Raw genomic sequence first — 24,357 nt, forward strand, 5'->3', positions numbered from 1 at the left:
CCTATGGCAACCCGTTATTGCACCTGAACAAATCGAAGCCATGATTGTTGCCTATCAAAAATAGACGTGTTACTGGAGCCTTTCAGCTCAGCGTACGGGGTCTATCAGGCTTGACTTTGCAGCGCGTCAAAGGTGGGGCCGGCTCGGGCGCCGGCGGGGCTCAGCGCATTTCTTCCATCAGCTTGAGGCCGTCGGCGAAGGCCCAGACGCGGCGGATCTCGATCACGTCGAAGCGCGCCGCGACGTTCGGCGGGAAGGCGGAATAGCGGGCGTTCAGGCGGACGAATCGGCGCACCGCCTCGTCCATGTCGGGCCGGCCGCTGGAGCGCACGATGGTGACCTCGTCGACGCTGCCGTCGCTGCGCAGGGACAGGCTGACCAGCGGATCGATGCGCACCTCGCGCCAGGAGAAGCGGGCTCCACCCAGCACCGCATTGCGTTCGAGCTTCTGGCGCACGCTGTCCACGTACAAGCGCAGCGGCACGTCGCGCTCGCTGCCGTCGGCGAGCGCGCGGCGCGCGTTCGGCCGCGCCTCTGGCGCCGTGGCCGGCGGCGGATTCACGCTCGGGATGGTGACCCCGCGCAGCAGCTCACTGGCCCTGCTGCCGACGCCGCCCGCCAGCGCACCGGCAGGACGCCCGCCCTTGCCCGCTCCCGCGCCGATGCCGGCGGAGCCCGCTCCCTGCCCGTCCGCCCCCGGAGCGGCGGCCTGGCGCCGGGCCAGGTCCTCGGCCGCGCGGCGCGCCTCGTCCCCGGCACGCTGGCGCGCCAGGCGCTCGGCCTCGGCCTCGGCCTCGGCTTGTTGTGCGGCGAGGCGGCGCGCCTGTTCCTCCGCCGCCCGCCGTGCGTTCTCTTCCGCCATCCGGCGCCTTGCCTGTTCCTCGAGGCGTTCGCGCTCGGCCTGTTCGCGCGCCAAGCGCTGCGCTTCCTCGGCCTGCTGGCGCTGCTGCTGCGCCACTTGCTCCTCGAGCCTGCGCCGGGCTTGCTCGGCCTCGCGCAGGGCCGCCTCCTCGGCCGCCCGCTGCTGGGCATGGAGTCGCGCGGCCACTGCCTCCTGTTCGCGCTGGCGCAACTGCGCCGCATTTTCCTGGGCCTGGCGTTCCTGCTCGGCCGCGACGCGCTGCGCCGCGAGACGCTGCGCCTCGGCCTCCCGCTGCTGCGCTTCGCGCTCCGCCTGCTCCCGGGCCAGGCGCTGCAGCTCGGCGCGCTGATCGGCCTCCTGCTGCGCCAACCGGGCCTCGGCCTCGCGCGCGGCTGCGGCCAGGCGCGCCCTCTCCTCTTCTTCCCTACGCCGGGTTTGCTCGGCGGCCAATGCCTCGGCCTGCCGGCGCGCTTCGGCCTTGGCCTCAGCCGCCGCCATGGCCTTGGCCTCGGTTTCGGCCTTGGCCTCTTCCTCGGCCTGCCGCGCCAGCACGGCCGGATCCGGCGTGTCGGGCGCTTCGACCGGCTCGGGCGGCGCGTCCGGTGTTTCGGTTTCGGGCGCCGCCTCGGCCAGCACCGGCTCGCCCTGCTCCAGGTCCGGCAGCGGGACGCTGAATTCGGCCTCCTTGTCCAGGTCGGTCGCGATGAGCGGCGTCGATACCGGCGCCACCCGACGCTTCGGTCGGACCGGCCTGGCGGCCTTGCGCGCCGCGGGCGCGGCTTTGAGTGCGGCGGCCGGTTCGGCAACGGGTACGGCAGGGGTCGGGTCGATCAACCTCAGGCCGGTCGCAGGCGCGGCGACGGGCGGCGCGGCAGGCGCCGGGTCGACCGGCGCGGGCGTGGATACGGGAGGCGATACGGGAAGGGGTGCGGTCGGCGCCTGCGGGGCAGGCGCATCCGGCGCCAGCGTGACCGTCAGCGGCCCGCCGCTGCCCAGGTCCAGGCCTGGCACGCCGAACTGCAGCGACAGCAGCAAGGCGTGCAGCAAGACGGAAACAGCACCCCCGGTCCAAAGACGGCGGTCGGCGCGGCCCTGCTGCGAATGTCGGCTGGCTGGATGCATGCCCTCATGTTGCAATATTGTCAGGCAGGCATCTTAGCGTTTACTCAGCCGTTGCGCGAGTTGCGCACGATAGGAACCGGGCGGGCCCACACCTGGCGGCGGGCCTAGCGCGCGGCGGGCTCGAAGCGGTAGGTCTCGCCGTGCTTCAGGTAGATGACGTCCTTCTCCAGACCGGCCGCCCTGACCTCGCGCGCGAAGTCCTCCAGAGGCGACTTGAACACGTCATAGTCGTTGTAGTGGATCGGCAGGGCTTTCTTGGGCCGTACGATCTGCATCATGCGCACGCCGTCCTTGCCGTCCATGGTCACCTTGACGAAGCCGAGGATGCGAGTGCCGCCCAGGTGCAGCAGGGCCAGGTCGATGCCGGGGTAGCGGTGCGCGATCTCCTGGATGTCGTCGTAGACCAGGGTGTCGCCGCTGATGTACATGCGGTAGTCGGGCGTGTCCGGCGCCGCGCCGAAGTCGAGCACGGCGCCCATGACCTTCGGCAACAGGGCGGCCACCCCGGCCGGACCGTGGCGGCCCGGCGTGCCGGTGATGCGCAGGCGCGCTTCGCCCTTGCTCACCTCGAGGCGGTCCCAGACCGACAGCCCATAGACCCGCTTGAAACCCATGCGCTTGAGCCCTTCGCCACCTTCCTTGGTGGTGACGATCGGCGTGGCGCGGTCCAGCTTCTGTTCGACCAGTTGGTCGAAATGGTCGCCGTGCAGATGCGACAGCACCACCAGGTCGATCGGCGGCAGCTGCTCGAAGGGGAAGGCAGGATCGGTCAGGCGCTGCGACTTCAGCCCATAGCCCAGGTGCACATGGTCGCCCTTGTGCAGGAAGTTCGGGTCCGTGAGGATGGTGAAGCCCTGGAAGCGGATCAGCACCGTCGCAGTGCCGATGAACTGCACGCTGCCCTCGCGCGCGGGGGCGGCGTCCGCAGCGGCCAGTTCCAGGCGGTAGGTGTCCGCAGCCGGCATGGCGGCCTGCGGCTGGGCCTGCGCCACGGCCAGTTGCGCGGAGCAAGCGAGCAGGAGCGTGATGGTCAGGCGGTGCAGCGTGCGGAACAGGGCCATGCGCATTCCTCCATGGATGGGACGCACCCGAACGGTGCGTCCGCAGCCGCACAGTAGCACGGGCGCAGTCAGCCAGGCGTACGCTTCGGCTCCCGCTCAGCGGTCCGCTCAGCGGCTCACGCTCAGCGGTCCCGCTCAGTTGCAACCGCTCCGTGGCCCCGCTCAGTGGCCCCTTCAGTGGCCCCGCTCAGCGGCTAAGGCTCAGCGGTCCCTCGCAGCGGCTCCCGCTCAGCAGCCCGGATCAGGTCTTGCCGCGCAAGGCCAGCAGGCGGGCGCGCGCCGCGGCCCACTCGCTGCCGGCCAGGGCCGCCTCGCAGACGGCGCAGGGCTCGAAGGGATTGCAGTCGTGGCTGTAGTCGATGCAATTGGCCCCGACCACCAGCTTGGCGGCATAGGCATCCACCCTGCCCTTGGGTCCGCCGCTCGCGCCGCCGGCCTCCGCGCCGCCCCCTTTCGGCAGCCACTGGGCGAAGGGTGCGGGGTCGACGCCATCGGGCACGTACCAGCGCTTGCGGGTCGGGTTCCAGCGGGCGCCCAGGGCTTTGGCGCCGTCTTTTTCGGCATACGGTACGTCAAGAAACTGCATCGTGGTGGCAAGCGACTTGGTTCACCCTGGCGGCGCGCAGGGCGGCGGCTCGGCCGCGGCACGCATGATAACCCGGCGCCCGCCCGCAGCCCAAGCACGGCTCGCTAGGTCGCGCCCTCCCCGGCGAAGATCGCGCCGGCCCGGTCCAGGATCCGGCGCAGCGCCGGGTGGTGCACGCGCCGCTCGACGGTCACGGCATAGAACTGCTCGACGATGGCGTCGATCATGCCGGCGAGCTCGAGTTCGTGCTGCTCGCACACGGTGCGCGCCAGCACCGCCGGGACCACGATGAAGCCGGCGCCGGCGCGGGCGAAGGACTTGAGCAGCGCGCCGTCGTCGAACTCGCCGACCACGATGGGACGCAGCTGCTGGGATTCGAGCCAGCCCTTGAGCTGGGTATGGATGATGGCGTCCTGGCCCGGCATCAGGAAGGGTGCTTCGCGCAGCCGCTGCGGGAAGGTGCCGGCGTAGCGGCGGCACAAGTCGGCGTGGCCGACCACCGCCACCGTGCTCGATCCCAACAGGTGGGTGTGGCCGCGCACCGTGCCGCCCGGCGGCAGGCCCTGGTCCGAGATCACCAGGTCGAGCCGGTGCGCGCTCAGGTCCTGCACCAGGTCGGCGAAGCGGCCTTCGCGGCACACCAGCCGCATCGCCAGCCCGGCGTCGCGCGCCGGCTGCAGCAGGCGGAAGGCCATGGTCTTGGGAATCACATCGCAGATGCCGACGCGCAAGGTTTCGGTGCCGGTGAAGACCCCGCGCCGGATCGCCTGCTCCAGCTCGTTGCCGAGGCTGAAGATCTGCTCGGCATATTGCAGCACTGTCTTGCCCGCCTCGGTCAGCTCCAGGAGCCGCCCTTTCTTGCGGAACAGTTCCTCCCCCAACTGGTCTTCCAGCACCTGCAACTGGGTGCTGATGGCCTGGGCGCTGACGTGCAATTGCTGGGCGGCGCGCGCTACCGTGCCCGCTGTCGCCACCACGTGGAAGTACTGCAGGTGCTTGTAGTTGATCATGAATACACCAAAAAAATTGATGATTGCGAAAGATTATTCGATTTTACTTTCGGATTGTCGCTTCGTATAGTGAGCTCACTAGTTCACCAACGAGAGGATTACCATGCGAACCTACCCGAGCAACAGTCACAAGGCGATTTGCCGATTGCTGGCGCTGACGATGATCGTCGACGGGCGCCTCGCGCCCCAGGAGCTCAAGGCCCTGCATCACAGCGGCCTGCTGCGCCGTCTCGAGATCTCGGAAGACGTCTTCGACGAGACCGCCGGCGAGCTGTGCCAGGACCTGCTGGCGGGAGCCACCGACCTCGACGCCGGCGACGTCGAACTCGATCCCGAGCTGATCGACCGCCTGCTGGGCGAAGTCGATTCTCCCCTGCTGCGCTTGCTGGTGCTGCAGGGCATGCTCGACATCGTGCGCGCCGACAAGGTGATCGACCATCGCGAGCGCCGCCTGCTGCGCCGCGCCACCAATGCGTGGACGGCGGTCGACGAATCCAGCCTGACCGGCACTTGACGCCGCAAGGAGACCATCATGGAACTTTTGTATCAGGTATGGCTCGGCGCGCCCGTCTGGATGTGGCTGAGCTTCCTCGCCATCGTCGTGCTGCTGCTCGCCTTCGACCTGGGCGTGCTGCACAAGGATGACCAGGTCATCGGCGTGTCCGAGAGCCTCAAGCTCTCGGCCATGTACATCGCGGCCGGCCTCGCCTTCGGGCTCTGGGTCTGGCATGCCTTCGGCGACGAGAAGGCGATGCATTTCTACACCGGCTTCCTGATCGAGAAGAGCCTGTCGCTAGACAATATCTTCGTGATCTCGCTGATCTTCGCCACCCTGGCGGTGCCGCCGATCTACCAGCACCGCGTGCTGTTCTGGGGCATCATCGGCGTCGTCGTCATGCGCGGCATCATGATCGGCGCCGGCGCGGCCCTGGTCGCCAGCTATTACTGGGTGCTGTATATCTTCGGTGCGATCCTGGTCCTGACCGGCATCAAGATGTTCTTCGCCTCCGACGATCCGGACCAGGTGCGCGACAGCGCGGTGCTGAAGTGGCTCAAGAGCCACCTGCGCATGACCGACGGACTGCGCGGCCATGCCTTCCTGGTGCGCGAGGAAAATCCGGCGAAGCCGGGCAGCAAGCTGCTGTACGCGACGCCGCTGTTCCTGGCGCTGTGCATGGTCGAGGTGACTGACCTGATCTTCGCGGTCGACAGCGTGCCGGCGATCTTCGCCATCACCAGCGACCCCTTCATCGTCTACACCTCGAACATCTTCGCGGTGCTCGGCCTGCGCGCCCTGTACTTCGCGCTGGCGGCCCTGATCGAGCGCTTCGCCTACCTGAAGTACTCGCTGGCGGCGGTGCTGGTCTTCATCGGCTCGAAGATCTTCCTCGGCGACTTCGTATTCGGAGGCAAGGTGCCGGCAAGCCTGTCGCTGGCGGTGACGGTGAGCCTGATCGCGGTCGGTATCGCCTACTCGCTGTGGCGGACCCGGGACGGGCAAGGCGGCCACGCGGCTTGAGCAAAGGAACATCCCTGCGGAGTCCGCTCCGCAGGGATTGTTCCTTGGGGAATAGGTAGAAAACGTGGCCCGCCCTACACGAATCGAACGTGTGACCCACAGCTTAGAAGGCTGTTGCTCTATCCAACTGAGCTAAGGGCGGTATGCGATGAGGTCGCGAAAAGAGGCGCTACTATAGCCTGCAAGCGCTGGGCTTGCAACACGGCAAGCCAATGCGCGCGGATGACCGCCAGGCGGCAATCGGGGAAGGTGGATGGTCGGAGTACAAGGATTCGAACCTTGGACCCCCTGCTCCCAAAGCAGGTGCGCTACCGGGCTGCGCTACACTCCGACGTAGGTTCATCATACTCCCACGCCGAAAAATACGTCAACGCCGTGATGCTCAGCAAGGCACCTGCTTGCGCTGGATCAAGCCGCTAACTTGTCCGCGAGGCGGCGCGCCATGCGTTCCGCCACGTCGGCCTGCTTGGCTTCCACCATCACACGCACCAGGGGCTCGGTGCCCGAGGCGCGGATCAGCACGCGGCCGCCCTCGCCCAGCTCCTTCTCGACCGCCTCTTTCTCGGCCACCAGGGCCTGGTCCTTGGTCCAGTCGAAGCCGGCCGGCACCTTCTTGTTGATCAGTGTCTGGGGATACAGCTCCAGTTCGCTGCAGCATTCGGCCAGGCTCTTGTTGCCGCGCTTGAGGGCCGACAGCACCTGCAGGGCCGAGACGATGCCGTCGCCGGTGGTGTGCTTGTCCAGAGCCAGCAGGTGGCCCGAGCTCTCGCCGCCGAACAGCCAGCCGCGCTCCTGCATCACTTCCAGCACGTAGCGGTCGCCGACCTTGGCGCGCGCGAAGCCCACGCCCATTTGCTTGAAGGCCACTTCCAGCGCCATATTGGTCATCAGGGTGCCGACCGCGCCGGCCACCGGGCCGGTCGAGAGGCGGTCGCGCACCATCAGGTAGAGCAGTTCGTCGCCGTTGTAGACGCGGCCGCTGGCGTCGACCATGATCAGGCGGTCGGCGTCGCCGTCCAGCGCGATGCCGAGGTCGGCCTTGTGGGCCACCACCGCTTCCGACAGCGCCTTGGGCGCGGTGGCGCCGACACCGGCATTGATGTTGAAGCCGTCCGGCTGGGCGCCGATCGAGACCACCTCTGCGCCGAGCTCGTGGAACACGTGCGGGGCGATGTTGTAGGCGGCGCCGTGGGCGCTGTCGACCACGATCTTCAGGCCGCGCAGGTCGAGTTCGTTGGGGAAGGTGCTCTTGCAGAATTCGATGTAACGGCCCTGGGCGTCGCGCAGGCGGGTCGCGCGGCCCAGCTTATCGGAAGGCACGCAGCCCATGGGCTGGTCGATGGCTTCCTCGATTTCGAGCTCGACCGCGTCCGGCAGCTTGGTGCCGTGCTCGGAGAAGAACTTGATGCCGTTGTCCTGGAAGGGGTTGTGCGAGGCCGAGATCACCACGCCGGCCTGCAGGCGCAGCGCGCGGGTCAGATAGGCGATGGCCGGGGTCGGCATCGGGCCGGCCAGCATGACATCCACGCCGGCGGCCGAGAAGCCCGCTTCCAGCGCGGCTTCCAGCATGTAGCCGGAAATGCGGGTGTCCTTGCCGATCAGGACCACCGGACGGCCGCTGCTGGATTTGCCGCCCTTGGCGAGCACGGTGCCGGCGGCGTAGCCGAGGCGCATGACGAAGTCGGGGGTGATCGGCGCAGTGCCGACGAGACCACGGACTCCATCCGTACCGAAATATTTGCGAGCCATTCTTGTGTTGTTCTCCGTTGTTAATCGTTGGTCGCCGCGTGCCAGACCTTCAGCGCATCGACGGTATCTGCTACATCATGAACACGCACAATTCTAGCGCCATGCGCTACCGCAGCCAATGCCGCTCCAATACTGCCGGCCACGCGTCGCTCGACCGGCCTGCCGGTGACGGCGCCGATCATGGATTTTCGCGACATGCCGGCCAATACTGGCAGGCCGAGCTCGTCGCGGATGCGTCCCAGCTGGCGCAGCAAGGCGTAGTTGTGCTCGACGGTCTTGCCGAAGCCGAAGCCCGGATCGACGCACAGGCGCTCTCGCGCGATGCCGGCGGCGCTCAGCGCGTCGACGCGCTCGCGCAGGAAGTCGATCACCTCCTTCACCACGTCCCGGTACTGCGGCGCGTCCTGCATGGTCTGGGGCGTGGCCTGCATGTGCATGATGCACAGGCCGCAATCGCTGTCCTGCACCGCCTCGATCGCGCCCGGGGCGCGGAAGGCGTTGACGTCGTTGATCATGTCGGCGCCGGCGATCAGGGCTTCACGCATCACTTCGGGCTTGCAGGTGTCGACCGACAGCGCCACGTCCAGGGTCTTGAGGGCGTACAGGGTCGGCATCACGCGCCGCAGTTCCTCATCCAAAGGCACGCTGGGCGAGCCCGGGCGGGTCGACTCGCCGCCGATGTCGATCATGGTGGCGCCGTCGCGGATCATCTCCTCGGCATGGGTCATGGCGAACTCCAGGCCCTGGTAGCGCCCGCCGTCCGAGAAGGAGTCCGGGGTCACGTTGAGGATGCCCATCACGACGGGAAAAGCGGCGTCCGGCCCTTCCAGCGCAAAGCTGAAGCGGCCGCAGTGCAGATTCTTTGGCATAACAAAAAGACAATATCGTTGGCAAACAAAAGGCATCCGTGTGGATGCCTTTTGTCAGGGGGAGCTCAGCGCATCAGGCCGGGGCGGTGGCGTTCGGGGCCACGCCGCCCGAGCCATTGTCGCCCGGGTTGCGCTTGGTCAGGATGCTGGCCTTCGGCGCACGCGGCTCGCGGCCGGCCATGATGTCGTTGATCTGCTCGGCATCGATGGTTTCCCAGTCGAGCAGGGCCTTGGTCATCATTTCAACCTTGTCGCGGTTCTCTTCGAGCAGGCGGCGCGCCAGGGCGTACTGCGTGTCGAGGATGTTGCGGATCTCGGCGTCCACCTTTTGCTGAGTCGCCTCCGAGATGGTCTTGGTGGCGCCGCCGAAGAAGCCTTCGTTCTCGGCATCCTCGTACACCATCACGCCCATGCTCTCGGACATGCCGAAGCGGGTCACCATCGAGCGGGCCAGCTTGGTGGCGCGGGCGAAGTCGTTCGAGGCGCCGGTCGACATCTGGCCGACGAAGATTTCCTCGGCGATGCGGCCGCCGAACAGGATCGAGATCTCTTCCAGCATCTTGTCCTTGTAGCCCGACAGGTTGTCGTGCTCGGGCAGCTGCCAGGTCAGGCCGAGGGCATAGCCGCGCGGCATGATCGTGACCTTGTGCACCGGGTCGGCCTTGGGCAGCAGCTTGGCGACCACCGCGTGGCCCGACTCGTGGTAGGCGGTGTTGCGGCGCTCTTCCTCACGCATGACCATGGACTTGCGTTCCGGGCCCATGAAGATCTTGTCCTTGGCGTCCTCGAAGTCGATCATCTCGACCAGGCGCTTGCTGCGGCGCGCGGCGAACAGCGCGGCCTCGTTGACCAGGTTGGCCAGGTCGGCGCCCGAGAAGCCCGGGGTGCCGCGCGCCAGGATGTCGGCCTTGACGTCGGTACCGATCGGCACCTTGCGCATGTGCACGTTCAGGATCTGCTCGCGGCCACGGATGTCCGGCAGGCCCACCATCACCTGGCGGTCGAAACGGCCCGGACGCAGCAGCGCCTTGTCGAGCACGTCGGCGCGGTTGGTTGCGGCGATGACGATGACGCCCGAGGAGGCCTCGAAGCCGTCCATCTCGACCAGCAGCTGGTTCAGGGTCTGTTCGCGCTCGTCGTTGCCGCCGCCCATGCCGGCGCCGCGGTGACGGCCGACCGCGTCGATCTCGTCGATGAAGATGATGCAGGGCGAGTGCTTCTTGGCGTTCTCGAACATGTCGCGCACGCGGGACGCACCCACGCCGACGAACATCTCGACGAAGTCGGAACCCGAGATCGAGAAGAACGGCACTTTCGCTTCGCCGGCGATGGCGCGCGCCAGCAGGGTCTTACCGGTACCCGGAGGGCCCACCATCAGCACGCCGCGCGGGATACGGCCGCCCAGTTTCTGGAACTTGGTCGGGTCTTTCAGGAAGTCGACGATCTCGCCCACTTCTTCCTTCGCTTCGTCGCAGCCGGCGACGTCGGAGAAGGTCACGGTGTTGTTGGTTTCGTCCAGCATGCGCGCCTTCGATTTGCCGAAGGAGAAGGCGCCGCCCTTGCCGCCGCCCTGCATCTGGCGCATGAAGAACACCCAGACGCCGATCAGGAGCAGCATCGGGAACCAGGAGATGAAGACCTGCTGCAGGAAGGACGGTTCTTCGGGCGGCTTGACGTCGAAGCGCACGTTGTTCTCGCGCAGGTCGCCGATCAGGCCGCGGTCGAGGATGGTGGCGGTCGCGCGCACCTTGGTGTCGTCCGTGCGGGTGGCCGTGATGTTCGAGCCCTCGATCACGACGTCCTTGATGCGGCGCGCCTTCACATCGTCGAGCAGCTCGGAATAAGCGATGGTCTTGCTGCCGCCAGCGACGCTGTGGGTGTCGAACTGCTTGAACAGCATGAACAACAGCAGCGCGACCACCACCCAGATGGCGGATTTGGAAAACATATTATTCACGAAGACTCCTCCGATGCGATGCGCATCTTTTACCGATTACAGTACGCCGATTTTAACCGCATTAAGCCGACGCTGCCACGCAGCGACCGCAATAGTGCTGAAATGCCATAAATTCTAGGCTGAATGACATCCCCGGACCAGCGGACCACCAGCACAACAAGCCTGATGTGTGGCTCAGACACACGAAATCAAGGGCTATCGTCCTCGTCATCGGTCGATTTTGGCCCCGCCGGGTGCTTCAGCCCCCGCCCCAACAGGAAGATCTCGGACGACTTGTCACGGCTGGCCTTGGGTTTGACCTGCTTCACGGTTCGGAATTCCTCCCGAAACTTTTCGAGAATTTGGGTAAAACCCATGTCCTTAAAGCACTTTACCAGCAATGCCCCGCTCGGTTTCAAATGTAACTGAGAAAATTCGATGGCCAGGTCGATCAGGTGCTCCATGCGCGCCGCGTCGGCGTGGGGAATGCCGGACAGGTTCGGCGCCATGTCCGAGAGCACCACGTCGACCTTGCGGCCGCCCAGGACCTGGTCCAGCTGGGCCAGGATTTCCTCTTCGCGGAAGTCGCCTTGGATGAAATGCACGTCCGCGACTGGCTCCATGGGCAGGATGTCGAGGCCGATCATGGTGCCGTGGATGCCGCCGCCCTCCTTGCCCGCCAGCTTGCGCCGGGTGTACTGGGCCCAGCTGCCGGGGGTGCAGCCGAGGTCGACGATGACCTGGCCGGGCTTGATCAGCTTTTCGCTTTCGTCGATTTCCTTGAGCTTGTAGGCGGCGCGGGCGCGGTATCCCTCTTTTTGCGCCAGTTTGACGTAGGGGTCGTTAATGTGGTCGTGCAACCAGTTTTTGTTTAATTTGTTCTTGGCCATTCGCGTAGAATACTGCTTTTATAGGTACATCCAAAAAAATTATTATGCTTAAACTCACACCGGCCGAGCGCAGCGCCCTTCGCGCCGAAGCCCACGGCCTCAACCCTGTCGTCATGATCGGCGAAGCCGGCCTGACCGAGTCGGTCATGAAGGAAATCGCGTCCAGCCTGGACGCGCACGGCCTGATCAAGGTCCGCGTCTTCGGCGACGACCGCGAAGAGCGCGTCGCGATCTACGAACAGATCTGCCAGGAACTCGACGCCGCCCCGGTCCAGCACATCGGCAAGCTGCTGGTGCTCTACCGCCCCAAGAAGGAAGCGGTCAAGGAACGCAGCGGCAAGTCCGGTCCGGGCATGCGCGAAGTCACCATCGTCAAGGCCAGCGCCAGCGGGCTCAAGAAGCCGAGCGTCACCAAGGTCCTGCTCAAGGGGAACGAACGCGTGACCCAGGGCGGCAACATCAAGCGCGCCAAGCCGCGCCAGGCCAGCACCAAGAAAAACGCACTGAACAAGTGATGAAAACCGGGGCGACCCGGTTTTTTTTCGTCACTGTGGGGCGGCGCCGATCAGCGGCACGGCGCAAGAACCGCCTGAACCGCTTCGACAGTCCGGACCGCACGAACGCTTTTCTCACCCGTAGCCCTCGAACGTCGTTCCCGCGCAGGCGGGAACCCAAGTTCGACGCATTCCGTTGACGCGGCTCACACCTGCAGCATCAAGGTACTGACGATCTCACTGTGCTTGGGAATTGGGTTCCCGCCTTCGCGGGAACGACGGTGGAGCTGCGTGAACGACGGCGGAGTTATCGGTTGCCAGCGAGTCCGAAGACTGGCCAGCGTCGCACGAGGCTCAACGGCTCTTGAGGATCAGCCATGCCCCCAGCAGGCTCTCCGCCAGGTGGAACAGCTGCGACACCCCATGCATCACCGCGAACTGGGTCCAGTAAGGCGATGCCCTCACCCCGCCAGGCCCGGCGAGCTCGCGCAAGTGCGCCATGGCCGGCTGCAGCCCCACGTAGATCACCAGCGCGCAGGCCATCATGGCCAGCACCAGCAGGTTCAGGAAGCGCCTGCGCGGCGGCTCCAGGTCGGTCGCCATGCGCAGCAGCACCAGCAGCAGCCCCGCGCAGGCGATCGACAGCCAGGCCTGGCGCGCGAGCAGCACGGCCACCAGGTCGCCCGCCTGGCCGCTGGGCAGCACCGCGAAGGCCGCCGGCGCCGCGATATAGCCCAGCGCCCACAGGCTGCCCGCCCACAGGCAGGCCACCAGCAGGCGCGCGCCGGCCAGCCGGCCGCTCAGGGGCCGGACGACGCTGGCGCTGGCGGACGGCAGGGCCATCAGACGTAGCGGACTTCCAGGATTTCGTATTCGCGCGGACCCGACGGGGCCTGCACTTCGACCACGTCGCCGGCGTACTTGCCGATCAGGGCGCGCGCGATCGGCGAGGTGACCGAGACCTTGTTCAGCTTGAGGTCGGCCTCGTCGATGCCGACGATCTGGTAGCTCACCTTCTGCCCGCTCTCCAGGTCTTCCAGGTCGACGGTCGAGGCGAACACCACGCGGCCCTCGGCGTCCAGGGTGGCCGGATCGATGATCTGTGCAGTGCTCAGCTTGCCTTCCAGCTCGGCGATGCGGCCCTCGATGAAGGCCTGGCGCTCCTTGGCGGCATCGTATTCGGCGTTTTCCGACAGGTCGCCGTGCGAACGGGCCTCGGCGATGGCGTCGATCACGTTGCGGCGCTCCTTGGTCTTGAGCTGGTGCAGCTCTTCCTTGAGGAGTTCGGCGCCGTATTTGGTCAGTGGAGTGTTCATGGTCTTCTGTTTCGTCTGTTTTTACGGGAGTACCAAGTGAAAACCACAGAGGCACACGGCGCAAGGCCGCGCGAGCTCTGTGGTTTGACTGGTACTACGTGACGCTTAGTGTAAAGTCTTATGCAGACCTTGTAAATCGTACACGCGCAGTTCGTCGATATGGGGCATGCCCTGGATCGCGGCTTCCGCACCGGCGATGGTGGTATAGGTTACCACGCGCGACTGCAGGGCCGAGGTACGAATGGTGCGCGAGTCATTGATCGCCGAACGTTTTTCCTCGACCGTGTTCACGACCATGACGATCTCATGGTTCTTGATCATGTCGACCACGTGCGGACGACCCTCGAGCACCTTGTTCACGGCGCGCACCGGGATGCCGGCGGCGGCGATCACGGCCGCGGTGCCCTTGGTCGCCACCAGCGAGAAGCCGAGGCGCACCAGTTCACGCGCCACCGCCACCGCGCGCGGCTTGTCAGAGCCCTTCACCGACAGGAACACGGTGCCGCTCTTGGGCAGGGTGATGCCGGCCGCGAGCTGCGACTTGACGAAGGCTTCGCCGAAGGTCTGGCCCACGCCCATCACTTCGCCGGTCGACTTCATTTCCGGTCCGAGGATGGTGTCCACGCCAGGGAACTTCACGAAGGGGAACACGACTTCCTTGACGCTGTAGAAAGGCGGCACCACTTCGGCGGTCACGCCCTGCTGGGCCAGGGTCTGGCCGACCATGCAGCGCGCCGCGATCTTGGCGAGCTGCAGGCCGGTCGCCTTCGACACGAAGGGCACGGTGCGCGAGGCGCGCGGGTTCACTTCCAGCACGTACACGGTGTCGACGATCTTGCCCTCGACTTCCGACTGCTGGATCGCGAACTGCACGTTCATCAGGCCGACCACGTTCAGGGCCTTGGCCATCAGCGAGGTCTGGCGCTTCAGTTCGTCGATGGTGTCCTGGGACAGCGAGTAAGGCGGCAGCGAGCAGGCCGAGTCGCCCGAGTGCACGCCGGCCTGTTCGATGTGCTCCATCACGCCGCCGATGAAGGTGGCTTCGCCGTCCGAGATGCAGTCGACGTCGACTTCGATGGCGTCGTTCAGGAAGCGGTCCAGCAGCACCGGCGAGTCGTTCGAGACCTTGACCGCTTCGCGCATGTAGCGCTCGAGGTCGCGCTGCTCGTGGACGATCTCCATCGCGCGGCCGCCCAGCACGTAGGACGGGCGCACCACCAGCGGGTAGCCGATTTCCTGGGCCAGCTCGAGCGCCTCGGCCTCGGTGCGCGCGGTACGGTTCGGCGGCTGGCGCAGGCCAAGCTGCTGCAGCAGCTGCTGGAAGCGCTCGCGGTCTTCGGCGGCGTCGATCATGTCCGGCGAGGTGCCGATGATGGGCACGCCGTTGGCTTCGAGGTCGAGGGCCAGCTTAAGCGGGGTCTGGCCGCCGTACTGGACGATCACGCCCAGCGGCTTTTCCAGTTCCACGATCTCGAGCACGTCTTCCAGGGTCAGGGACTCGAAGTACAGGCGGTCCGAGGTGTCGTAGTCGGTCGAGACGGTCTCGGGGTTGCAGTTGACCATGATGGTCTCGTAGCCGTCTTCGCGCATGGCGAGGGCCGCGTGCACGCAGCAGTAGTCGAACTCGATGCCCTGGCCGATTCGGTTCGGGCCACCGCCCAGCACCATGATCTTCTTCTTGTCGGTCGGGTTGGACTCGCACTCCTCGTCGTAGGTCGAGTACATGTAGGCGGTGTTGGTCGCGAACTCGGCGGCGCAGGTGTCGACCCGCTTGTAGACCGGACGGATGCCCAGGGCGTGGCGGCGCGCGCGCACGGCTTCCGGGGTGGACTTCATCAGGAAGGCCAGGCGGCGGTCGGCGAAGCCCTTCTGCTTCAGCTTGTACAGGGTGGCCTTGTCGAGCGACTCCAGGGTCTGGGTCTCGAGCCACAGCTCGATGTCCACGATCTCCTTGATCTGCACCAGGAACCACGGATCGATCTTGGTCAGGTTATGCACTTCTTCCAGGGTGAAGCCCTGGGCGAAGGCGTCGCCCACGTACCAGATGCGCTCCGGACCGGGCTCGCCCAGTTCTTCCTCGATCTTCTCGCGGTCGCGGGTCTTTTCGTTCAGGCCGTCGACGCCCACTTCCAGGCCGCGCAGGGCCTTCTGGAAGGATTCCTGGAAGGTGCGGCCCATGGCCATCACCTCGCCCACCGATTTCATCTGGGTGGTCAGGTGCTTGTCGGCGGTCGGGAATTTCTCGAAGGTGAAGCGCGGGATCTTGGTGACCACGTAGTCGATCGAGGGCTCGAAGGACGCCGGGGTGGCGCCGCCGGTGATCTCGTTGCGCAGCTCGTCCAGCGTGAAGCCGACGGCCAGCTTGGCCGCCACCTTCGCGATCGGGAAGCCGGTGGCCTTCGAGGCCAGGGCCGAGGAACGCGAGACGCGCGGGTTCATCTCGATGACGATCATGCGACCGTCTTTCGGGTTGATCGCGAACTGCACGTTCGAGCCGCCGGTGTCGACGCCGATCTCGCGCAGCACGTTGATCGAGGCGTTGCGCATGATCTGGTATTCCTTGTCGGTCAGCGTCTGCGCCGGCGCGACGGTGATCGAGTCGCCGGTGTGCACGCCCATCGGATCCAGGTTCTCGATCGAGCAGATGATGATGCAGTTGTCCTTCTTGTCGCGGACCACTTCCATCTCGTACTCTTTCCAGCCGAGCAGGGACTCTTCGATCAGCAGCTCGTTGGTCGGCGAGGCCTCGAGGCCGCGCTTGCAAATCTGCTCGAATTCTTCTTCGTTATAGGCGATGCCGCCGCCGCTGCCGCCCATGGTGAAGGACGGACGGATGATGGTCGGGAAGCCCAGCTCGCGCTGCACGGTCCAGGCCTCGTCCATCGAGTGGGCGATGCCCGAACGCGCCGAGCCCAGGCCGATCTTGGTCATCGCGTCCTTGAACTTGGCGCGGTCCTCGGCCTTGTCGATCGCTTCCGGGGTCGCGCCGATCAGCTCGACCTTGTACTTGTCCAGCACGCCGTGGCGGTGCAGGTCGAGCGCGCAGTTCAGCGCGGTCTGGCCGCCCATGGTCGGCAGGATCGCGTCCGGACGCTCTTTCTCGATGATGCGCTCGACGACCTTCCAGGTGATCGGCTCGATGTAGGTGACGTCGGCCGTTTCCGGGTCGGTCATGATGGTCGCCGGGTTCGAGTTGACCAGGATGACCTTGTAACCCTCTTCGCGCAGCGCCTTGCAGGCCTGGGCGCCCGAGTAATCGAATTCGACCGCCTGGCCGATGACGATCGGCCCCGCGCCGATGATCAGGATGCTTTTGATATCACTACGCTTAGGCATTTACTTTTTCCCCTGCATTTACTTTTTCTCCGCTCGCTTGCATCAGGCTGATGAAGCGGTCAAACAGGTAGGCGACGTCGGTCGGGCCGGGCGAGGCTTCCGGGTGGCCCTGGAAGCAGAAGGCCGGCTTGTCGGTGCGCTCGAAGCCTTGCAGCGAGCCGTCGAACAGCGACACGTGGGTCACGCGGCAGTTGGCCGGCAGGGTCTCCGGGTCGACGGCGAAGCCGTGGTTCTGCGAGGTGATCAGGACCTTTTTGGAATCCAGGTCCTGCACCGGGTGGTTGGCGCCGTGGTGGCCGAACTTCATCTTCATGGTCTTGGCGCCCGAGGCCAGGGCCATGATCTGGTGGCCGAGGCAGATGCCGAAGGTCGGGATGCCCTTCTCGATCAGCTCGCGCGAGGCCTTGATCGCGTAGTCGCAAGGTTCCGGGTCGCCCGGGCCGTTGGCCAGGAAGATGCCGTCCGGGTTCAGCGCCAGCGCGTCGGCGGCGGTCGATTCGGCCGGCAGCACGGTGACCTTGCAGCCGCGTTCGGCCAGCATGCGCAGGATGTTGCGCTTGACGCCGTAGTCGAAGGCGACCACGTGGTATTTGGGGCTCTCCTGCTTGCCGAAGCCCTGGCCCAGCTTCCATTCGGTCTCGGTGAACTCGTAGGACTCCTTCACCGACACCACCTTGGCCAGGTCCATGCCTGCCAGGCCCGGGAAGGAGCGCGCCAGTTCCAGCGCCTGGGCGGTGGACGGCTCGGCGCCGGCGCTGCCGGTCAGGATCGCGCCGGCCTGGGCGCCCTTCTCGCGCAGGATGCGGGTCAGCTTGCGGGTGTCGATGCCGGCGATGGCGACCACGTTTTCCTGCTTCAGGTAGTCGGACAGCGATTGGGTCGAGCGGAAGTTCGATGCCAGCAGCGGCAGGTCGCGGATGATCAGGCCGGCCGCGTGCACCCTGGAGGCCTCCACGTCCGCCGGATTGACGCCATAGTTGCCGATGTGCGGGTACGTCAGGGTGACGATCTGACGCGAGTAGCTGGGGTCGGTCAGGATTTCCTGGTAGCCGGTAATGGCGGTGTTGAACACCACTTCACCGGTCGTGTGGCCGGCGGCACCAATGGAAACACCTTTGAAAATCGTTCCGTCTGCAAGGGCCAGGACGGCCGGGACGGCGGGGCCAGAAAAAAATGGCGGCAAGGGTAACTCCCAATAAAGTTACCGTAGCTGCGCCACGTCAGACCGACATCCAATGGACCTGGGCAGGTATGCTCGCCAGGGTTTGGAGGCCAAGTTGAATGAGGGATGGTGGGTAGTCGCTACGGCTGATGTGTGAATGGTTAAACTTCCAAATTATAGCGCGATTCGGCCTGTTCGGCAATGCAGCAATCCCAGAAAAAGTCGCCCGGCAGCACCCGTTTGCATGGCGAAACGGGTGGGAAAACGCCTTTTTTGCTGCTCTCGCGAAATATTCAGATGCACGCGCACCGGACTGCGCCGCGATCAGGGAAACGGATGACCCGGTCCGGACATTGGAAATATTGTTCCCCCGTCATTAAAGCGTCATCTGGAGCGACTAGGCTCCCGGCTGCCTCCTTCAACTCATCCGCTCGCAGCCATGACCAATTCCGCATCGCGCCGCACCTTCCTCCGCCACCTCTCCGCCGGCACCGTCGCCGCCGCCACCCTCTCCGCCTGCGGGGGCGATGACGGCCAGGACGCCTCGATCCGCTTCTCGCACGGCGTGGCGAGCGGCGACCCGCTGAGCGACCGCGTCATCCTCTGGACCCGGGTCGACACCAACGCCACCCAGGATCTCGAGGTCAGCTGGTTCGTCGCCGAGGACAGCACCCTGAGCAACATCGTGCGCAGCGGCAGCGCGGTGGCCAGCGCCGCCGCCGACTGGACCGTGAAAGTCGACGCCACCGGCCTTGCGCCGAACCGCCGCTACTACTACCGCTTCCAGTGCAACGGCGTCGCCTCACCGACCGGGCGCACCAAGACCCTGGGGACGGGCGACATCGCCCAGGTCAAGCTGGCGGTGTTCAGCTGCTCGAACTACCCGGCGGGCTATTTCAACGTCTACGGCGAGGCCGCGAGGCTGGACGACCTGGACGCCGCCTTGCACCTGGGCGACTACATCTACGAATACGCGCGCGACGGCTACGCCTCCGGCGACGCGGCCTCCCTCGGCCGGGTGTCGGAGCCGGCGACCGAGATCATCACCCTGTCGGACTACCGCCGCCGCTATGCCCAGTACCGCAGCGACCCGGACCTGCAGGCCCTGCACGCCGCCCTGCCCTTCATCGCCGTGTGGGACGACCACGAGCTGACCAACGACACCTGGCGCGAAGGCGCGGAAAACCACAATCCGGCCACCGAGGGCCTGTTCCTGGCGCGCAAGCAGATGGCGATCCAGGCCTACCACGAGTGGATGCCGATCCGCGCGCCGGAGCCCACTCGCCTGGAACGCGTCTACCGCTCCTTCGACTTCGGCAACCTGCTGTCGCTGCACATGCTCGACACCCGCGTGATCGGGCGCGACAAGCAGCTCGCCTACGAGAACTACATCGGGGCCGCAGGCTTCGACGCCGCCGGCTTCGCCCGCGACGCCGGCAATCCGGCGCGCCAGCTGATGGGCGCGGAACAGACCACCTGGCTGCAGCGCCAGATGACGGCCTCGAAGGCGCGCTGGCAGGTGCTGGGCCAGCAGGTGCTGATGGCACGCATGGACATCCCTGCGCCGCTGGTGCTGGGATCGATTTCCTTCAGCGCCTATACCGCCCTGCTGGCCAAGGCCCAGCGCGCGCCAGCCGAACTGACTGCGGCCGAGCGCGCGGTGCTGGCCCAGCCCGCGATTCCCTACAACCTGGACGCCTGGGACGGCTACCAGGCGGCGCGCGAGACGGTGCTGGGGATGGCGAAGTCGCTCGACAAGAACCTGGTGGTGCTGGCGGGAGACACCCACAATTCCTGGGCAAGCGACCTGCAGGACCGCGCCGGCGCGGCGGTGGGTGTGGAGTTCGGGGTGACGTCGGTGACCTCGCCCGGCTTCGAGCAGGTGTTCGCGAGCGAGGATCCGGCGGCGGTGGCGGCCGGGCTGACCCAGGTGATCGGGCCGCTGCAGTACGCCGAGACGCGCTCGCGCGGCTTCATGGTGCTGGTGGTGACGCCGGCCGAGACCCGGGCCGAATACCGCTATGTCAGCACGGTCAAGTCACGCACCTACAGCGCGGCCCCGCCCCAGGTGCTGCGCACCTTGCCCGGAGCGGCGAACCGCAGGCTGATCCTGTCCTGAGCCGGCGGCGGCCTGGATCGGTCAGGCGCCCAGGGCCGCGATGCCGGCCTTGGCGATCTGGGCATCCTGGTCGGACTTCACGCCCGACACGCCCACCGCGCCGATCACATGACCGTCGACGATCACCGGCACGCCGCCCTCCAGCATGCCTTCCAGGTAGGGCGCGCTGAGGAAGGACATGCGCCCGTTGTTGATCACGTCCTCGTAGACCTTGGACTCGCGGCGCCCCACCGCCGCCGTATTCGCCTTCTTCGGCGCGATGTGGGAGGACACCGGCGGCGCGCCGTCCAGGCGCTGCAGCCACAGCAGGTGGCCGCCGTCGTCCACGATGGCGATGGTCACCGCCCAGTTGTTGCGCAGGGCTTCCGCTTCGGCGGCGGCGGCGATGGTCTTGACCTCGGCGAGCGTCAGGTAGGGCTTGGTCTGCATGGGGTTCCTTGTCAGCGTGATGGTTACTATTTGGCCTCGGCCTTGGCCTTGAGCTTGGCCTTGATCTGGGGCATGACGGCGGCTGCCGCCTGCTCCCCCGCCAGGATGGCGAGGTTGCGGTTATTGAAATCGGCCGAGCCCATGTTGCCCAGGGCCGGCGTGATCACGATGTCGGCGTCCTTCAGCTCATAGTGGTTGAGACGCTGGCCCATGATGCTGAAGGTCTGCATCAGGACGTCGAGCGAGCTGGCCGTGGCCGCGCCCTCGGTCTGGCTCGAGATGTTCACGGCGATGATGAAGTCCGCGCCCATGTCGCGCACGAAGCGCACCGGCACCGGCGCCACCAGGCCGCCGTCCACATAGGTCTTGCCGCCGATCGAGACCGGCTGGAACACGCTCGGCACCGCCGAGGAGGCGCGCACCGCCTGGCCGGTGTTGCCGCGGTTGAAGAGGATGGGCTGGCCGGTCTTGAGGTCGGTGGCCACCGCGCCGAAGCGCAGCTTGAGCTTCTCCATCGGCTGGTTGTTGACCGCCTTGTTGACGTAGTTTTGCAGGGCCTCGCCCTTGAGCACCCCGCTCGACTTCGAGAAGAAGGGCAGCGCCCAGTCCGAGATGGTGGCCTCGTCCATCTGCAGCGCGGTCCTCTGGAGCGCGAAGCCGTTCAGGCCCGATGCGTACAGGGCGCCGACCACCGAGCCGGCCGAGGTGCCGACCACGATCTCGGGCACGATGCCCTGGGCTTCCAGGGCCTTGATCACGCCGATGTGGGCGAAGCCGCGCGCGGCGCCGCCGCCCAGGGCCAGGCCGACCTTGAGCTTCTTGGGCGGCAGAGGAGCCGCCGGCTGGACGGGCGCCGCGGTCGGGGTCGGGGTGGTCGGCGTGGTCGGGGTGCTGCCGCAGGCGGCGAGAAGCAGCGCGGCGCAGGCGAGGAGCGAAGTACGGCGAGTGAACATGGACAGTGCGGGAAGGATCGAGGCCAAGATTGTACCCCGAGCCCTCCCCCTGCGGCACATTCCCGCAACTGAGGCCGCGCCGCGTGGCCCCGTATTGACATCGCGGCGGCGCGGCGCCGCCCTGCCCCCGGATCTAACCCGGCAGCGAGGTGTTCGGCAGCGAGGCCGTGAAGGTGCTGCCCTTGCCCGGCGTTGACGCGATCGACAGGCGCCCCCCATGGCGCAGCAGGACGTGCTTGACGATCGCCAGCCCCAGGCCGGTGCCCTGGGTCTCGCGCGAACGGCTCTTGTCGACGCGGTAGAAGCGCTCGGTCAGGCGCGGGATGTGCTGGGGATCGATGCCGATGCCGCAGTCGGCGACCTCGAAACGCAGTTCGCCGTCGCCGCGCTTCCAGGCCAGGCGCACGGTGCCGCCGTCGGGAGAATAGCGCACCGCGTTCGACGCCAGGTTGGCGAAGGCGCTGCGCAGCTCTTCCGGGCTGCCCATCACGTCCGGGCCGTCGATCTCGACCTCGACCTGGTGGCGGCCGTTGGACAGGGCGCGCGCCTCGGCGGCCACCGAGCCGATCATCTCCTTCATGTCGACCCGCTCGCGGCGCAGCGGGAATTCGTCCGACTCCAGGCGCGACAGGGTCAGCATGTCCTGGATCAGGCGCTGCATGCGCTGCGCCTGCTCGGTCATGAGCTTGAGGTGGGTGGTGCGGGTGGCCACGTCCAGGCCGGGGTCTGACATCGCGATCTCGAGGAAGCCGACGATCACGGTCAGCGGCGTGCGCAGCTCGTGCGAGGCGTTGGCGATGAAGTCGCGCCGCATGGCCTCGATGCGCTCGGTGTCGGTGGCGTCGTGGGTGACCAGGATCTGGCGCCGGTTCTCGAAGGGGATGATGCGGCATTCGAGCTTGCGGCCACGGAAGGACAGGGTCAGCGGCTGCTCGTAGCGGCCCAGGATGATGTAGTCGATGAAGTCCGGGTGGCGCACCAGGTTGGTCACGCGCAGGCCCTTGTCGCGCTCCATGGTCAGGCCCAGGTGGCGCTCGGCCGCGGTGTTGCACCACTCGAGGAACAGGACGTCGTCCATGATCGCCACGCCTTCCGGCAGCAGCTGCATGGCCTGGCGGAAGCGCGCCAGCCACTCGGTCAGTTCGGCCTGGTGGCGCTCGTCCTCGCGGCGCAGGCGGTACAGGCGGGCGAAGACGTCGGTCCAGGCGCCCCAGCCGTCCGGCAGGCGGGCGCTGTGCGGCTCGTTGAGCCACTCGCCCAGGTGGTGCAGGTAGGAGAGCTGGACGAACAGCGCGGTGACCGCGCCGGCCAGGGCCAGCGACAGGCCGGCGACCACGCCGAACATCCACCAGACGATGCCGGCGGCGGCGAACACGAGGCCGAGGCGCAGGAGGGCCGGGACCCAGAACAGCAGTTTTGGATTCATCGCGTCGTTTCTTGGGAAAACCGTATTGTGGGCGATGTCGCGGCGCAGGTGAAGGGGCGCGCCGCGGCCGGGGAGCGCGGGAAGCGGCCCTCAGGCGGCGCGGCGGTGCGCCCTCCTCACTTCTCGGACAGCATGTACCCGACGCTGCGCACGGTGCGGATCAGGCCATCGGCGGTCTTGAGGGCCTTGCGCAGGCGCAGCACGTGCACGTCCACCGTGCGCTCCTCGATCACGGCGTGGTCGCCCCACACCTTGTCGAGCAGCTGGGCGCGCGAGAACACGCGCTCGCGGTGCGCCATCAGGAACTTGAGCAGCTTGTACTCGGCATTGCCGATGTCGATCTGCGCCCCTTCCACCGTGACGGTGCAGCTGTTCGGATCGAGGGTCACGGACCCGGCGCGCAGCGGCGCCTCCGCCAGGTGCGGGCTCTTGCGGCGCAGCAGCGCGCGCGAGCGGGCCAGCAGTTCGCGCGGCGAGAAGGGCTTGGTGACGTAGTCGTCGGCCCCGTTGTTCAGGCCCGCGAGCTTGTCCTCTTCCATGCTCTTGGCGGTCAGCATGATCACCGGGATGTCCTGGAAATCGCGGTCGGCGCGCAGGCGCGACAGCAGTCGCAGGCCGCTCTGGTCGGGCAGCATCCAGTCGAGCAGCACCAGGTCGGGCTTGCCGCGGCTGATGCTGTCCCAGGCCCCCTGCGCGGTGTCGGCGGTGCGGATGTCCCAGCCGGCCTCGCGCAGCGAGTAACTGACCAGCTCGACGATCGCCGGCTCGTCCTCGACCACCAGGACCTTGGTCATGTCCGCCATCGTCAGACCGCCGGCTGGTCGTTGAGCGCCGGCTTGCTGTGGCGGATGTCGCGTCCCTCGACCACGTAGATCACGTATTCGGCGATGTTCTTGGCGTGGTCGCCGATGCGCTCGATGGCCTTGGCCACCCACAGGGTGTCGAGGGCGGTCGAGATGGTGCGCGGGTCTTCCATCATGAAGGTGACCATGGTGCGCAGGATGGTGCGGAACTCGTGGTCGACCACCTCGTCGGCGGCGATCAGCTGCAGGGCCTGCTTGCCGTCCAGGCGCGCGAAAGCGTCCAGCGAATCGTGCAGCAGGTCCGAGGTGGCCTTGGCGATGGTGCGCACCATGTCGTAGTGGTTGAACGAGGACGCGCCGCGCTCGTGCAGGCTCTTGGCGGTGCGCGCGATCTTGGTGGCCTCGTCGCCGATGCGCTCGAGGTCGGTGATCACCTTGATGGTGGCCATCACGGTGCGCAGGTCGTTCGCGGTCGGCTGGCGGCGCACGATCAGGTGGCTGCAGGCGTCGTCGAGCGAGACTTCCAGCTGGTTGACGGCCTGGTCCTCGGCCATCACGCGCTCGGCGCGGCCGGCGTCGCCGGTGCGGAAGCATTCCAGCGCCTCCTCGAACTGGGTTTCCACCATACCGCCCATCAGCAGGACCTTGGAACGAATGGCTTCCAGTTCCTGGTCGTACTGCTTGGATGAATGCTCGCCTGTCATTACAACTCTCC

At 66.6% G+C, this 24,357-nt stretch carries 21 protein-coding genes and 2 tRNA genes; 4 read left to right on the plus strand and 19 right to left on the minus strand.

Annotated elements, in window-relative coordinates:
- Positions 1 to 160 precede the first annotated feature (160 nt).
- From B0920_RS08685 to B0920_RS08700, 4 genes are all read right to left on the minus strand, one after another.
- Positions 161 to 1,591 carry an energy transducer TonB gene (locus B0920_RS08685; protein ID WP_143745681.1) on the minus strand — a complete coding sequence of 477 codons (1,431 nt, stop codon included), beginning with the start codon at positions 1,589 to 1,591 and terminating at the stop codon, positions 161 to 163.
- Between the two features lie 497 nt (positions 1,592 to 2,088).
- Positions 2,089 to 3,045: an MBL fold metallo-hydrolase gene (locus B0920_RS08690; RefSeq protein WP_218669345.1), complete on the minus strand. Its 957-nt coding sequence runs from the start codon at positions 3,043 to 3,045 to the stop codon at positions 2,089 to 2,091.
- A 241-nt stretch (positions 3,046 to 3,286) separates the two neighbouring features.
- The gene (locus B0920_RS08695) at positions 3,287 to 3,631 is read right to left on the minus strand and encodes a DUF5710 domain-containing protein (RefSeq protein ID WP_078032116.1); all 345 of its coding nucleotides are present in this window, start codon (positions 3,629 to 3,631) and stop codon (positions 3,287 to 3,289) included.
- A gap of 104 nt (positions 3,632 to 3,735) precedes the next feature.
- Entirely contained in the window at positions 3,736 to 4,641 is a 906-nt protein-coding gene (locus tag B0920_RS08700) for a LysR family transcriptional regulator (RefSeq protein WP_078032117.1), read from the minus strand.
- Positions 4,642 to 4,744: 103 nt separating this feature from the next.
- On the opposite strand from B0920_RS08700, the gene B0920_RS08705 reads away from it, so the two are divergent.
- Together B0920_RS08705 and B0920_RS08710 are read left to right on the plus strand one after the other, a co-directional pair.
- A complete protein-coding gene (locus B0920_RS08705; RefSeq protein ID WP_078032118.1) occupies positions 4,745 to 5,155 on the plus strand; it encodes a TerB family tellurite resistance protein in 411 nt (136 codons plus the stop codon).
- A gap of 18 nt (positions 5,156 to 5,173) precedes the next feature.
- Positions 5,174 to 6,160, plus strand: coding sequence for a TerC family protein (locus tag B0920_RS08710; protein WP_078032119.1), 987 nt, complete (start codon positions 5,174 to 5,176; stop codon positions 6,158 to 6,160).
- Positions 6,161 to 6,225: 65 nt separating this feature from the next.
- Here B0920_RS08710 and B0920_RS08715 read toward each other — a convergent pair.
- From B0920_RS08715 to B0920_RS08740, 6 genes are all read right to left on the minus strand, one after another.
- Positions 6,226 to 6,302, minus strand: a tRNA-Arg gene (locus tag B0920_RS08715).
- Between the two features lie 112 nt (positions 6,303 to 6,414).
- A tRNA-Pro gene (locus B0920_RS08720) sits at positions 6,415 to 6,491 on the minus strand.
- A 77-nt stretch (positions 6,492 to 6,568) separates the two neighbouring features.
- The gene (glmM, locus tag B0920_RS08725) at positions 6,569 to 7,909 is read right to left on the minus strand and encodes a phosphoglucosamine mutase (RefSeq protein ID WP_078032120.1); all 1,341 of its coding nucleotides are present in this window, start codon (positions 7,907 to 7,909) and stop codon (positions 6,569 to 6,571) included.
- Positions 7,910 to 7,929: 20 nt separating this feature from the next.
- Positions 7,930 to 8,778, minus strand: coding sequence for a dihydropteroate synthase (folP, locus tag B0920_RS08730; RefSeq protein WP_078032121.1), 849 nt, complete (start codon positions 8,776 to 8,778; stop codon positions 7,930 to 7,932).
- Positions 8,779 to 8,851: 73 nt separating this feature from the next.
- Complete coding sequence (ftsH, locus tag B0920_RS08735; protein WP_078032122.1) at positions 8,852 to 10,735, minus strand: ATP-dependent zinc metalloprotease FtsH; 1,884 nt, start codon at positions 10,733 to 10,735, stop codon at positions 8,852 to 8,854.
- Between the two features lie 188 nt (positions 10,736 to 10,923).
- Positions 10,924 to 11,604 carry an RlmE family RNA methyltransferase gene (locus tag B0920_RS08740; protein WP_078032123.1) on the minus strand — a complete coding sequence of 227 codons (681 nt, stop codon included), beginning with the start codon at positions 11,602 to 11,604 and terminating at the stop codon, positions 10,924 to 10,926.
- A 44-nt stretch (positions 11,605 to 11,648) separates the two neighbouring features.
- On the opposite strand from B0920_RS08740, the gene yhbY reads away from it, so the two are divergent.
- The gene (gene yhbY / locus B0920_RS08745) at positions 11,649 to 12,119 is read left to right on the plus strand and encodes a ribosome assembly RNA-binding protein YhbY (protein WP_078032124.1); all 471 of its coding nucleotides are present in this window, start codon (positions 11,649 to 11,651) and stop codon (positions 12,117 to 12,119) included.
- Between the two features lie 333 nt (positions 12,120 to 12,452).
- Here the strand turns inward: yhbY and B0920_RS08750 are convergent, their stop codons facing one another.
- From B0920_RS08750 to carA, 4 genes are all read right to left on the minus strand, one after another.
- Complete coding sequence (locus B0920_RS08750; RefSeq protein ID WP_078032125.1) at positions 12,453 to 12,941, minus strand: DUF4149 domain-containing protein; 489 nt, start codon at positions 12,939 to 12,941, stop codon at positions 12,453 to 12,455.
- Positions 12,941 to 13,414, minus strand: coding sequence for a transcription elongation factor GreA (gene greA, locus B0920_RS08755; protein ID WP_078032126.1), 474 nt, complete (start codon positions 13,412 to 13,414; stop codon positions 12,941 to 12,943). Before greA ends, B0920_RS08750 begins: the two co-directional genes overlap by 1 nt.
- A gap of 105 nt (positions 13,415 to 13,519) precedes the next feature.
- Positions 13,520 to 16,750 carry a carbamoyl-phosphate synthase large subunit gene (gene carB / locus B0920_RS08760; protein ID WP_078032127.1) on the minus strand — a complete coding sequence of 1,077 codons (3,231 nt, stop codon included), beginning with the start codon at positions 16,748 to 16,750 and terminating at the stop codon, positions 13,520 to 13,522.
- Positions 16,743 to 17,933, minus strand: a complete 1,191-nt coding sequence (gene carA, locus B0920_RS08765) for a glutamine-hydrolyzing carbamoyl-phosphate synthase small subunit (protein ID WP_078032128.1) — start codon at positions 17,931 to 17,933, stop codon at positions 16,743 to 16,745. Before carA ends, carB begins: the two co-directional genes overlap by 8 nt.
- A gap of 418 nt (positions 17,934 to 18,351) precedes the next feature.
- Here carA and B0920_RS08770 point away from each other — a divergent pair, with 418 nt between their 5' ends.
- Positions 18,352 to 20,031, plus strand: a complete 1,680-nt coding sequence (locus B0920_RS08770) for an alkaline phosphatase (protein ID WP_078032129.1) — start codon at positions 18,352 to 18,354, stop codon at positions 20,029 to 20,031.
- A gap of 21 nt (positions 20,032 to 20,052) precedes the next feature.
- On the opposite strand, the gene B0920_RS08775 is transcribed toward B0920_RS08770, so the two are convergent.
- The 5 genes from B0920_RS08775 to phoU form a co-directional block, all read right to left on the minus strand.
- Positions 20,053 to 20,460, minus strand: coding sequence for a heme-binding protein (locus B0920_RS08775; RefSeq protein WP_078032130.1), 408 nt, complete (start codon positions 20,458 to 20,460; stop codon positions 20,053 to 20,055).
- Positions 20,461 to 20,486: 26 nt separating this feature from the next.
- A complete protein-coding gene (locus B0920_RS08780) occupies positions 20,487 to 21,413 on the minus strand; it encodes a patatin-like phospholipase family protein (protein WP_078032131.1) in 927 nt (308 codons plus the stop codon).
- A 133-nt stretch (positions 21,414 to 21,546) separates the two neighbouring features.
- On the minus strand, positions 21,547 to 22,839 hold the full coding sequence (gene phoR / locus B0920_RS08785; RefSeq protein ID WP_078032132.1) for a phosphate regulon sensor histidine kinase PhoR: 1,293 nt from the start codon (positions 22,837 to 22,839) through the stop codon (positions 21,547 to 21,549).
- 116 nt (positions 22,840 to 22,955) lie between these two features.
- The gene (locus B0920_RS08790; protein WP_078032133.1) at positions 22,956 to 23,642 is read right to left on the minus strand and encodes a response regulator; all 687 of its coding nucleotides are present in this window, start codon (positions 23,640 to 23,642) and stop codon (positions 22,956 to 22,958) included.
- A 2-nt stretch (positions 23,643 to 23,644) separates the two neighbouring features.
- Positions 23,645 to 24,346 carry a phosphate signaling complex protein PhoU gene (gene phoU / locus B0920_RS08795; protein WP_078032134.1) on the minus strand — a complete coding sequence of 234 codons (702 nt, stop codon included), beginning with the start codon at positions 24,344 to 24,346 and terminating at the stop codon, positions 23,645 to 23,647.
- Between the last annotated feature and the right edge of the window lie 11 nt (positions 24,347 to 24,357).

This window comes from Massilia sp. KIM (assembly GCF_002007115.1).
Lineage (GTDB): Bacteria > Pseudomonadota > Gammaproteobacteria > Burkholderiales > Burkholderiaceae_D > Telluria.

What these genes read in the sequence shown, in the direction of transcription:
- B0920_RS08690 (WP_218669345.1), bottom strand. Translation starts at nt 3,045, where the DNA reads ATGGCCCTGTTCCGCACGCTGCACCGCCTGACCATCACGCTCCTGCTC.
- B0920_RS08695 (WP_078032116.1), bottom strand. Translation starts at nt 3,631, where the DNA reads ATGCAGTTTCTTGACGTACCGTATGCCGAAAAAGACGGCGCCAAAGCC.
- B0920_RS08700 (WP_078032117.1), bottom strand. Translation starts at nt 4,641, where the DNA reads ATGATCAACTACAAGCACCTGCAGTACTTCCACGTGGTGGCGACAGCG.
- B0920_RS08705 (WP_078032118.1), top strand. Translation starts at nt 4,745, where the DNA reads ATGCGAACCTACCCGAGCAACAGTCACAAGGCGATTTGCCGATTGCTG.
- B0920_RS08710 (WP_078032119.1), top strand. Translation starts at nt 5,174, where the DNA reads ATGGAACTTTTGTATCAGGTATGGCTCGGCGCGCCCGTCTGGATGTGG.
- glmM (WP_078032120.1), bottom strand. Translation starts at nt 7,909, where the DNA reads ATGGCTCGCAAATATTTCGGTACGGATGGAGTCCGTGGTCTCGTCGGC.
- folP (WP_078032121.1), bottom strand. Translation starts at nt 8,778, where the DNA reads ATGCCAAAGAATCTGCACTGCGGCCGCTTCAGCTTTGCGCTGGAAGGG.
- B0920_RS08740 (WP_078032123.1), bottom strand. Translation starts at nt 11,604, where the DNA reads ATGGCCAAGAACAAATTAAACAAAAACTGGTTGCACGACCACATTAAC.
- yhbY (WP_078032124.1), top strand. Translation starts at nt 11,649, where the DNA reads ATGCTTAAACTCACACCGGCCGAGCGCAGCGCCCTTCGCGCCGAAGCC.
- B0920_RS08750 (WP_078032125.1), bottom strand. Translation starts at nt 12,941, where the DNA reads ATGGCCCTGCCGTCCGCCAGCGCCAGCGTCGTCCGGCCCCTGAGCGGC.
- greA (WP_078032126.1), bottom strand. Translation starts at nt 13,414, where the DNA reads ATGAACACTCCACTGACCAAATACGGCGCCGAACTCCTCAAGGAAGAG.
- carB (WP_078032127.1), bottom strand. Translation starts at nt 16,750, where the DNA reads ATGCCTAAGCGTAGTGATATCAAAAGCATCCTGATCATCGGCGCGGGG.
- B0920_RS08770 (WP_078032129.1), top strand. Translation starts at nt 18,352, where the DNA reads ATGACCAATTCCGCATCGCGCCGCACCTTCCTCCGCCACCTCTCCGCC.
- B0920_RS08775 (WP_078032130.1), bottom strand. Translation starts at nt 20,460, where the DNA reads ATGCAGACCAAGCCCTACCTGACGCTCGCCGAGGTCAAGACCATCGCC.
- B0920_RS08780 (WP_078032131.1), bottom strand. Translation starts at nt 21,413, where the DNA reads ATGTTCACTCGCCGTACTTCGCTCCTCGCCTGCGCCGCGCTGCTTCTC.
- phoR (WP_078032132.1), bottom strand. Translation starts at nt 22,839, where the DNA reads ATGAATCCAAAACTGCTGTTCTGGGTCCCGGCCCTCCTGCGCCTCGGC.
- B0920_RS08790 (WP_078032133.1), bottom strand. Translation starts at nt 23,642, where the DNA reads ATGGCGGACATGACCAAGGTCCTGGTGGTCGAGGACGAGCCGGCGATC.
- phoU (WP_078032134.1), bottom strand. Translation starts at nt 24,346, where the DNA reads ATGACAGGCGAGCATTCATCCAAGCAGTACGACCAGGAACTGGAAGCC.